General features: G+C 65.7%; 10 protein-coding genes. 6 read left to right on the plus strand and 4 right to left on the minus strand.

The features are described 5' to 3' along the window. Positions 1 to 64 precede the first annotated feature (64 nt). Together J5M58_RS25480 and J5M58_RS25485 are read right to left on the minus strand one after the other, a co-directional pair. Positions 65 to 823: an anti-sigma factor gene (locus tag J5M58_RS25480; protein WP_207880061.1), complete on the minus strand. Its 759-nt coding sequence runs from the start codon at positions 821 to 823 to the stop codon at positions 65 to 67. After that, entirely contained in the window at positions 820 to 1,341 is a 522-nt protein-coding gene (locus J5M58_RS25485) for a sigma-70 family RNA polymerase sigma factor (protein WP_112253937.1), read from the minus strand. Before J5M58_RS25485 ends, J5M58_RS25480 begins: the two co-directional genes overlap by 4 nt. Positions 1,342 to 1,465: 124 nt before the next feature. On the opposite strand from J5M58_RS25485, the gene J5M58_RS25490 reads away from it, so the two are divergent. From J5M58_RS25490 to J5M58_RS25505, 4 genes are all read left to right on the plus strand, one after another. Further along, complete coding sequence (locus tag J5M58_RS25490) at positions 1,466 to 2,518, plus strand: catalase family peroxidase (RefSeq protein ID WP_112253936.1); 1,053 nt, start codon at positions 1,466 to 1,468, stop codon at positions 2,516 to 2,518. After that, a complete protein-coding gene (locus J5M58_RS25495) occupies positions 2,515 to 3,048 on the plus strand; it encodes a cytochrome b (protein WP_207880063.1) in 534 nt (177 codons plus the stop codon). The genes J5M58_RS25490 and J5M58_RS25495 overlap by 4 nt, the downstream gene beginning before the upstream one ends. An 85-nt stretch (positions 3,049 to 3,133) precedes the next feature. Then, positions 3,134 to 4,339, plus strand: a complete 1,206-nt coding sequence (locus J5M58_RS25500) for an MFS transporter (protein WP_112253934.1) — start codon at positions 3,134 to 3,136, stop codon at positions 4,337 to 4,339. Between the two features lie 81 nt (positions 4,340 to 4,420). After that, complete coding sequence (locus J5M58_RS25505; protein WP_003248033.1) at positions 4,421 to 4,966, plus strand: cupin domain-containing protein; 546 nt, start codon at positions 4,421 to 4,423, stop codon at positions 4,964 to 4,966. Positions 4,967 to 5,060: 94 nt separating this feature from the next. On the opposite strand, the gene J5M58_RS25510 is transcribed toward J5M58_RS25505, so the two are convergent. Both J5M58_RS25510 and J5M58_RS25515 read right to left on the minus strand, forming a co-directional pair. Further along, complete coding sequence (locus J5M58_RS25510; RefSeq protein WP_207880065.1) at positions 5,061 to 5,672, minus strand: 2-hydroxychromene-2-carboxylate isomerase; 612 nt, start codon at positions 5,670 to 5,672, stop codon at positions 5,061 to 5,063. 29 nt (positions 5,673 to 5,701) lie between these two features. Continuing rightward, positions 5,702 to 6,433 (minus strand): SDR family oxidoreductase, encoded by a 732-nt coding sequence (locus J5M58_RS25515; protein WP_112253932.1) that lies wholly within the window; start codon positions 6,431 to 6,433, stop codon positions 5,702 to 5,704. Between the two features lie 89 nt (positions 6,434 to 6,522). Here J5M58_RS25515 and J5M58_RS25520 point away from each other — a divergent pair, with 89 nt between their 5' ends. Together J5M58_RS25520 and J5M58_RS25525 are read left to right on the plus strand one after the other, a co-directional pair. Further along, positions 6,523 to 7,086, plus strand: a complete 564-nt coding sequence (locus tag J5M58_RS25520; RefSeq protein WP_112253931.1) for a TetR/AcrR family transcriptional regulator — start codon at positions 6,523 to 6,525, stop codon at positions 7,084 to 7,086. Then, positions 7,073 to 7,666 carry a DUF4157 domain-containing protein gene (locus tag J5M58_RS25525; protein WP_112253930.1) on the plus strand — a complete coding sequence of 198 codons (594 nt, stop codon included), beginning with the start codon at positions 7,073 to 7,075 and terminating at the stop codon, positions 7,664 to 7,666. The genes J5M58_RS25520 and J5M58_RS25525 overlap by 14 nt, the downstream gene beginning before the upstream one ends. Positions 7,667 to 7,817: the final 151 nt, after the last annotated feature.

Raw genomic sequence — 7,817 nt, forward strand, 5'->3', positions numbered from 1 at the left:
ATGAACTGCGCGGGATGGAAAAGCCGTCGGACCATGCGCCGATCTGGCTGGAATTAAGCTGAGTTTAGCGGTGAAGCCACAAGGCGCATGCCTTGGATCTTGTATTGCCTGTGAGATCGGGCGCCGCGCTGACCAGAGCAAAGTTGTAGGCCCCATGCGACCAATACCGTGCCTCCAGCTGGCCATCCACGCGATGCCCGTCCGGCATGCGCCGATACTGATCACCTGGTGAGCGCAGGAACAGGCTGATGCGCTGGCCCTTGCCATCCTCGAACACCAGCAACGCCGCCGGCCCCTGCTCATTGCTTAGCAGGCGCGCGCCCACTGGCTTGAAGCCGTAGCCCGCCAGGTCCGGCAACTGGCCCACGCGGCTGAAATGGCGCCCCAGCCAGTCACGCAACTGGCCCGGGTCGCTGGCCTGGATATCCAGTGCCTGGCTGCCGGCAAACAAGCGATGTGCCTGGACGGCATCTGCCATCGGCAGGTCGCCACGCGCCAAGGTCGCGTCGCGTACCTGCCAACCACCCAGGCCACCCACCCCCAACGCCAGCAACAACACCGCAGCCGTGGCCCAGCGGCGCTGGCGGCGTTGGCGCAATTGCCGACGCAACTGCCGAAGGTCCAGCTGCACAGCCCCGGGCACTTCGCCAAGCCCGGCCAACGCTGTACGCAGGCGGCGGGCGTCGGCACGCCAGCCCTCGACCTTGGCCGCAGCCTGCGGGTTGGCCGCCAGCCAGGCCTGCACCTCGGCCCGGCGTACAGACTCCAGGCGTTCGTCGACGTAAGCGTGCAGTTCGTCTTCACTGGGGATCAGGCGCGTCATTTCAGTCTCCGCAAGGCCGGGGGCTGGGGGCTGCCCTCGGTCAGTTCGCGCAAGGCATTGCGGGCGCGCGACAGGCGCGACATCACAGTGCCGATAGGGATGCCCAAGGTCTGGGCGGCCTCCTTGTAGCTCAAGCCTTCGATGCTGACCAGCAACAACAACGCACGCTGTTCTGCCGTGAGCCGGGCGAAAGCCTGCAGGTCGGCCTGGGCCAGGACGATGGCCTCGAGGTTGCCGCCGACCGGTTCGTCGTCGCGCTCACCGCGGCCGAACCAGGACAGCCAGCGCGCGTGCAGGCGCTCGCGACGCTTTCCGTCGAGGAACAGCCGATAAAGGATGGTGAACAGCCAGGCCCGCAGGGCATCGGCGTCGCGTTGCTGGTCGCGCCGGCTCAAGGCCCGCTCGACCGTGGCCTGCACCAGGTCGTCGGCGCTGCCCGGCTCGCGGGTCAGCCACACGGCAAAGCGGCGCAGGCGGGCCAGCAGCTCGCGCCACTGGTGGTCGTCCAGATCATGCATGGCAAAGTCCCGGCGTCTGGGGTTGTCAGTGTAAGAGGCAGACGCCTGTGAAGAAAATCTATTCCCGGCGAAGGAATAAGTTTTTCCCTGCGCCGTCGTACCGGCACCTTCACTGAACCGGACGATGACCATGAACTCACCCCTGCACGGCCCGGCCAAGGCCCTGCGCCTGGCCGCCATCGGCGCCGTGATGCTGGCCGCGGGCGGCGCCTTTGCCTATGCCGCCGGCTGGCTTGGCGAAACCCGCCTGACCCCACAACGCATCATCGACACCTTCGAAGCCCAGGCCGGGCATTACCCGGGTTACCGCAAGAACCACGCCAAGGGCCTGTGCGTCAGCGGCTACTTCCAGCCCAGCGGGCAGGCCGCCAGCCTGTCCACGGCGCGGGCGTTCAGCCAGCCGCGGGTGCCAGTGATCGGCCGCTTCGCCATCGGCGGTGCCAACCCGTTCGCGCCGGATACCGGCATACCGGTACGCAGCCTGGCCATCGAGCTGAGCACCGACGACGGGCAGGTCTGGCGTACCGGCATGAACAACCCGCCGGTGCTGGCGGTAAGCACGCCACAAGCCTTCTATGAGCAAGTGCTGGCGGGGGCGCCAGACCCGGCCACCGGCAAACCGGACCCGAGCAAACTGCAGGCGTTTTTCGCCGCCCACCCGGAGAGCGCGGCGTTTCGCCAATGGGCGGCGGCTTACAAGCCCAGCAACAGCTTCGCCAGCACGCAGTACCACAGCATCAACGCCTTCCGGCTGATCGACGCAAGCGGCGCGGACCACCCCGTGCGCTGGCAACTGGAGCCGCAAACAGCGTTTGTCGCCTTGCCTGCCCAGGTCGATGACAAACAGTTCCTGCAGCACGATCTGCAGCAACGCCTGGCCCAAGGCCCGCTGCGCTGGACCCTGCGCCTGGTGCTGGCGGAACCTGGCGATGCCGTGGACGACCCTGCCAGCCCCTGGCCTGCCGACCGGCGCAGCGTGAACGCCGGCACGCTGGTGCTGGAGCAGGTCGATGGCCCCGAGCAGGGGGCCTGCCGCGACCTCAACTTCGACCCGCTGATCTTGCCCCGAGGCATCCAGCCCTCCGCCGACCCGATCCTTGCCGCCCGTTCGGCCGCCTACTCGGAATCCTTCAACCGCCGCAGCCGCGAATCGCTCGGCACCGGAGCCCACCCATGAAAACCGACGCCTTCCACCCCCTCGCCCGCCTGTTGCACTGGCTGATGGCCGTGCTGATCCTGGCGATGTTGTTCATTGGTGTGAGCATGGTCGCCGACCTTTCGCCGCGACATCCCGTGCTGATCGGGTTGCACAAGGCAACTGGCCTGGCCTTGTTGGTACTGGTGCTGCTGCGCATCGGCGTACGCCTGGCCCTCCCCCACCCGGCCCTGCCGCGCGACCTGCCTGTAGCGCAACGCTGGGCTGCCAGGGCCTCGCATCTGGCGCTCTACGGCCTGATGCTTGCCATGCCGCTGCTGGGCTGGGCCATGCTGTCGGCTGGTGGCTACCCGCGCCCGCTGGGCTTGCCGGCGATCGCGCCTCATGACCTGCAGCTGTACGCCGTGCTGCGCCAGGCCCATGGTTGGGCCGGCTACCTGCTGTTCGCCACGGTGCTGGTGCATGTGGGCGCGGCGTTGATGCACGCGTGGGTGCGCCGCGATGGCGTGTTGCGTAGCATGTGGCCTGGCCCACTGCGCCGTAGCGAATGACGCTCGGCAGCTCAGGGTGTCGACAATCGATAACAATTCCTAACAAGATCGGCTTTCTATTCGCCGTACCACCCTGGACTGCCCTATGAATGTCGCAAAGGATCCTGCCGCACTCGCACCCGCCAGTACCCTGGACTTGCGCCCCCTGCTGCTGGCCAACATGGCCTGTACCATGTCGATGATGGCCTTCGTCGCCCTGATCGGCCCGATCGCCCGCCAGCTCGGCATGGCCACCTGGCAAGCCGGTGCCGCCGTGACCGTGGCGGGCGTGATCTGGGTGCTGCTGGCCCGGCCCTGGGGGCGTGCCGCAGACCGGCTGGGCCGACGGCGCATCCTGCTGCTGGGCAGCGCCGGCTTCACCCTGGCCTACTGGCTGCTGTGCCTGTTTGTCGAAGGTGCGCTGCGCTGGCTACCGGGGGCGACCCTGGCCTTCATCGGCCTGATGGTCGCGCGCGGTTGTATTGGTGCCTTCTATGCTGCTATCCCGGTAGGCTGCAATGCGCTGATCGCCGACCATGTCGAACCGCAACGACGGGCCCGGGCCATGGCCTCGCTGGGTGCGGCCAACGCCGTCGGCCTGGTGGTGGGGCCGGCGCTGGCGGCGCTGCTGGCGCGCCATAGCCTGAGCCTGCCGTTCCATATCATGTCGCTGCTGCCGGCCAGTGCCTTCCTGGTGCTGCTGTTCACCCTCAAGCCGCAGGCGCTGTCGCACAGCCATGCGCCCAGCCCGGTGCGGCTGAACGACCCACGCTTGCGCCGGCCCTTGCTGGTGGCGTTCAGCGCAATGCTCAGCGTCACGGTATCGCAGATCATTGTCGGTTTCTTTGCCCTCGACCGCCTGCACCTGGGCCCTGCCGAGGCAGCCCAGGCCGCCGGCATCGCGCTGACCACGGTAGGTGTGGCGCTGATCCTGGCGCAGGTGCTGCTGCGCCAACTGGAATGGCCGCCGTTGAAGATGATCCGGGTCGGCGCCACGGTTTCGGCCCTGGGTTTTGCCTGTGGCTCGCTGGCGACCACAGCCCCCTGGCTGTGGGCTTGCTATTTCATCGCGGCGGCTGGCATGGGCTTTGTCTTCCCGGCGTTTTCGGCGTTGGCGGCCAATGCCATGCACGCCTCCGAGCAAGGCGCCACGGCCGGCTCCATCGGTGCTGCCCAAGGCATGGGCGCAGTGATCGGGCCGCTGGCCGGCACCCTGGCATATGCGGTCGATCCACGCTTGCCATTCCTGGCAGTGGCGGCGCTGTTGCTGTTGGTCGGGTCATGGCCGATGCCGCGCGATCAGCGGGCCTGACAAGCACAGCGCGCAAGCGTGCAGAGTGTGTTTTAATGCGCATCGCTCATTATTATTGACACCTCTGATTACAAGGCGGCTATGGACACGGGGACGCGACTCAAACTGGTGCGTGAACGCAACAACCTCTCCCAACGGGAACTGGCCCGCCGCAGTGGGCTGACCAATTCGACGATCTCGCAGATCGAGCAGAATCGCGTCAGCCCTTCGGTCAGCTCCCTGAAAAAACTGCTCGAAGGCATTCCGATGAGCCTGGCGGAGTTTTTCAGTTTCGACGAACCGGTGCGCGAAGAGCGTTACGTGTTCCGTGGCGGCGAACAGCCAGACCTGGGCCGCAACGGCCTGCGCATGCTGCTGGTCGGCGCCAGTGTCGAAGGCCGGCAGATGCGCATGCTGCGTGAACTGTATGCACCGGGCGCCGATTCGGGCGAACCGATCGTGCATGCCGAGGGTGAAGAGTGTGGCCTGGTCACCCGCGGCACCGTCGAATTGTGGGTCGATGGCCAGGTGAGCGTGCTCAACTCGGGCGACGGGTACTACATCCCCACTACCCTGCCGCACAGCTTCAAGAATATCGGCCCGGACGAGGCCGAGATCATCAGCGCCAACACCCCGGCGAATTTCTGATTGCCTGATTAGCGGTGGATGGCACCGGCTTTGCCGGTGTTCGCGGCTGAAGCCGCTCCCACAGGGAAAGCGCCAACTCTGTGGGAGGGGGCATTCAGATAGCGCTGTCGGCGCCCTGAAGCAGGGCCTCTTCGACAAAGTCCAGGCGGTCCTGGCCGAAGAACATCTGGCCACCGACAAAGCAGGTCGGCGCACCAAACACCCCGCGCCCCACGGCCTCTTCGGTCGCGTGCCTGAGCGCAGCCTTCACCTCCTCATCAGCCGCCAGTACGCGAAATGCCTGCGGGTCGAAGCCGTCCTGGCTGAGCGTATCGTCGAGGACTGCGCTGTCGCCCAGGTTGCGGCGCTGCGCAAACAGCCCCTTGAACAGCACCGCCAGCAACGCCTCGAACCGCTCCGGCGAACGCAACTGGGTGCCCACTGCCCCGCGCATCAGGGTCAAGGTATTGACCGGGAAACCCAACGGCAACCCGAACGGTACCCCGTAGCGCTCGGCGAAGCGCGCCAGGTCGGTGAACATGTAACGGCCCTTGGCCGGGATCATCACCGGCGAAGCATTGCCGGTAGCCTGGAAAACCCCGCCCAGCAACATCGGCCGGTAGCGCAGCGTGGCACCCTGGCGGGCACACAGCCCAGGCAATTGAGTCCAGGCCAGATAGCTGGCCGGGCTGCCCAGGTCAAAATAGAAGTCGACAGTCTTGTGCATGGTTACGGTCCTTGCTCGGGGAAAGGGGCTTACCAACGTTCCATCCAGGGGCGCAGGTCCAGCTCGAAGGTCCAGGCGTCGCGGGGCTGGGCATGCAGGAACCAGTAGCTGTCGGCGATGTGCGCCGGGTCGAGGATGCCATCCTGGCCCTTGAGGGCGTAGCGCTCGGGGAAAGTGTCACGGATGAAGGCGGTGTCGATGGCACCATCAACCACCACGTGAGCCACATGGATGTTCCGCGGCCCCAGCTCGCGCGCCATGCTCTGGGCCAGGGCGCGCAAGGCATGCTTGGCCCCGGCGAATGCCGCAAAGCCCGCCGCGCCACGGGTGCCAGCGGTGGCGCCGGTAAACAGGATGGTGCCGCGCTCGCGCTGGACCATGCGCCGGGCCACCGCCTGCGCGGTAAGGAAGCCGGCAAAACAGGCCATCTCCCAGATCTTGAAGTACTTGCGCGGGGTTTCCTCGAGAATGCTGCAGGGCACATTGGCACCGATATTGAACACGAAGGCGTCGATCGGGCCGATATCACGCTCGATGGTTTCGACCAGCGCCGCCACCTCCTCCTCCTTGCGCGCATCGGAGCCGAAACCGTGGGCCTGCCCACCAGCAGCGCGAATTTCGTCCAACAGCGGCTGCAACTTGTCTACCTGGCGCCGGGTAACACAGGCAATGTAGCCCTCGCGAGCAAAGCGCTTGGCGATTTCGCCGCCGGTAGCATCCCCCGCGCCTATCACAAGCACCACTTTTTGTTGTTCCGCCATGCCTGTCTCCATTGATGAATGATCGTTTAGTAAACGAACGCTATGTTATGATCGCTGCCACCGTCAAGCCCGCCTGCAGAGGCAAGTGAATGCGCTACACCAACGAACACAAGCAGCAAACCCGCGAGCGGCTGCTGGCCAGCAGTGGCGCGCTGGCCAAACGCGGGGGTTTTTCCAGCACCGGCGTGGCCGGGCTGATGAAGGCGATCGGCCTGACCGGCGGCGCGTTCTACAACCACTTCCCGTCCAAGGACGACCTGTTCACCGAGGTTGTGCGGCAAGAATTGTGCAACAGTCCGCTGGCGCGCCTGGCCAACCAGGGCGCAAGCCGCGAACGCCTGGGCCGTTGCCTGCAGCAGTACCTGAGCCTGGCCCACCTGCACAATGCCGAGGGTGGCTGCCCGCTGCCGCCATTGGGGGTGGAAATTGCCCGGGCTGAAGCACCCGTGCGTGAAGTGGCCGAGCATTGGCTGGTGGAACTGCACCAGGCCTGGAGCGCGACCCTGGAGGATGACGAGTTGGCCTGGGTGCTGATCAGCCAGTGCGTCGGCGCCTTGCTGGTCGGGCGCATGCTGGCCACGGAAAGCGTGCAGTCGCAGGTACTGGCCGCCAGCCGCCACTTTGTCGAGAAGGCCCTGCATGAAGCGGATTAGTCTACTGCTGGGGCTACTGTCGAGCCTGCCTGCACTCGCCGAACAAGCCTGCCCGCCAGGGCAGTACCAGGTATGCCTGATGGGGTGTTTCTGTGCCCCCATCGACCCCGGGCAGGCCGGGCAGATTTTCAAGGATGTGGAAGTACTGGCTTCCTCCAGCCTGACATACGCATTGCATCAGGCCCGCGACGAAGCCGTCGCCAGCGGCGTCGAGCCGATCCCGTTGCATATCCGTGCGCAACTCGAACCCTGGTATGACTTTGCCGTACTCGACGCGGCGCGCTTCCGCGTGGGCGACGAACAGCAAATGAGCGCGGCCAACGCGCTGCTGCAGAACCCAGATGTGAACGCCGTGACGCTGATCGACACGATCATCTTCCGCCGCCCCGCCGACGCCGAGGACAACGTGGCCTTGTGGGCACACGAGCTCAAGCATGTGCAGCAGTATCAGCAGCTGGGCGTGGAAGAGTTCGCCCGGCGCTACACGCGCAACTACGACGACCTCGAAGCGCCGGCCTACAAGATCGAGGCCGAAGTAGGCAAGGCGCTGCGCGAGCGTGGTTCGGTGCAGGCCAGATAATTCCTTGTCATTGCGCGGTCACAGTGTAGATACTCTGTTGGCGGTCAAGCTTTTCTGAGGTGTTCAGAGCTGAAAAGCTTGGCCGTATCAAATGGCTCATTCCCGCGCATGCATGCCCAGATGCCTGTCAGGTACTTGCGCATGACCGCAG

It is taken from the genome of Pseudomonas sp. 32_A (genome assembly GCF_017490905.1).
GTDB classification, from domain to species: Bacteria; Pseudomonadota; Gammaproteobacteria; order Pseudomonadales; family Pseudomonadaceae; genus Aquipseudomonas; species Aquipseudomonas inefficax.

Coding starts and splice junctions, on each gene's coding strand:
- J5M58_RS25500 (WP_112253934.1), top strand. CDS start 3,134: ATGAATGTCGCAAAGGATCCTGCCGCACTCGCACCCGCCAGTACCCTG.
- J5M58_RS25505 (WP_003248033.1), top strand. CDS start 4,421: ATGGACACGGGGACGCGACTCAAACTGGTGCGTGAACGCAACAACCTC.
- J5M58_RS25520 (WP_112253931.1), top strand. CDS start 6,523: ATGCGCTACACCAACGAACACAAGCAGCAAACCCGCGAGCGGCTGCTG.
- J5M58_RS25480 (WP_207880061.1), bottom strand. CDS start 823: ATGACGCGCCTGATCCCCAGTGAAGACGAACTGCACGCTTACGTCGAC.
- J5M58_RS25510 (WP_207880065.1), bottom strand. CDS start 5,672: ATGCACAAGACTGTCGACTTCTATTTTGACCTGGGCAGCCCGGCCAGC.
- J5M58_RS25490 (WP_112253936.1), top strand. CDS start 1,466: ATGACCATGAACTCACCCCTGCACGGCCCGGCCAAGGCCCTGCGCCTG.
- J5M58_RS25485 (WP_112253937.1), bottom strand. CDS start 1,341: ATGCATGATCTGGACGACCACCAGTGGCGCGAGCTGCTGGCCCGCCTG.
- J5M58_RS25515 (WP_112253932.1), bottom strand. CDS start 6,433: ATGGCGGAACAACAAAAAGTGGTGCTTGTGATAGGCGCGGGGGATGCT.
- J5M58_RS25495 (WP_207880063.1), top strand. CDS start 2,515: ATGAAAACCGACGCCTTCCACCCCCTCGCCCGCCTGTTGCACTGGCTG.
- J5M58_RS25525 (WP_112253930.1), top strand. CDS start 7,073: ATGAAGCGGATTAGTCTACTGCTGGGGCTACTGTCGAGCCTGCCTGCA.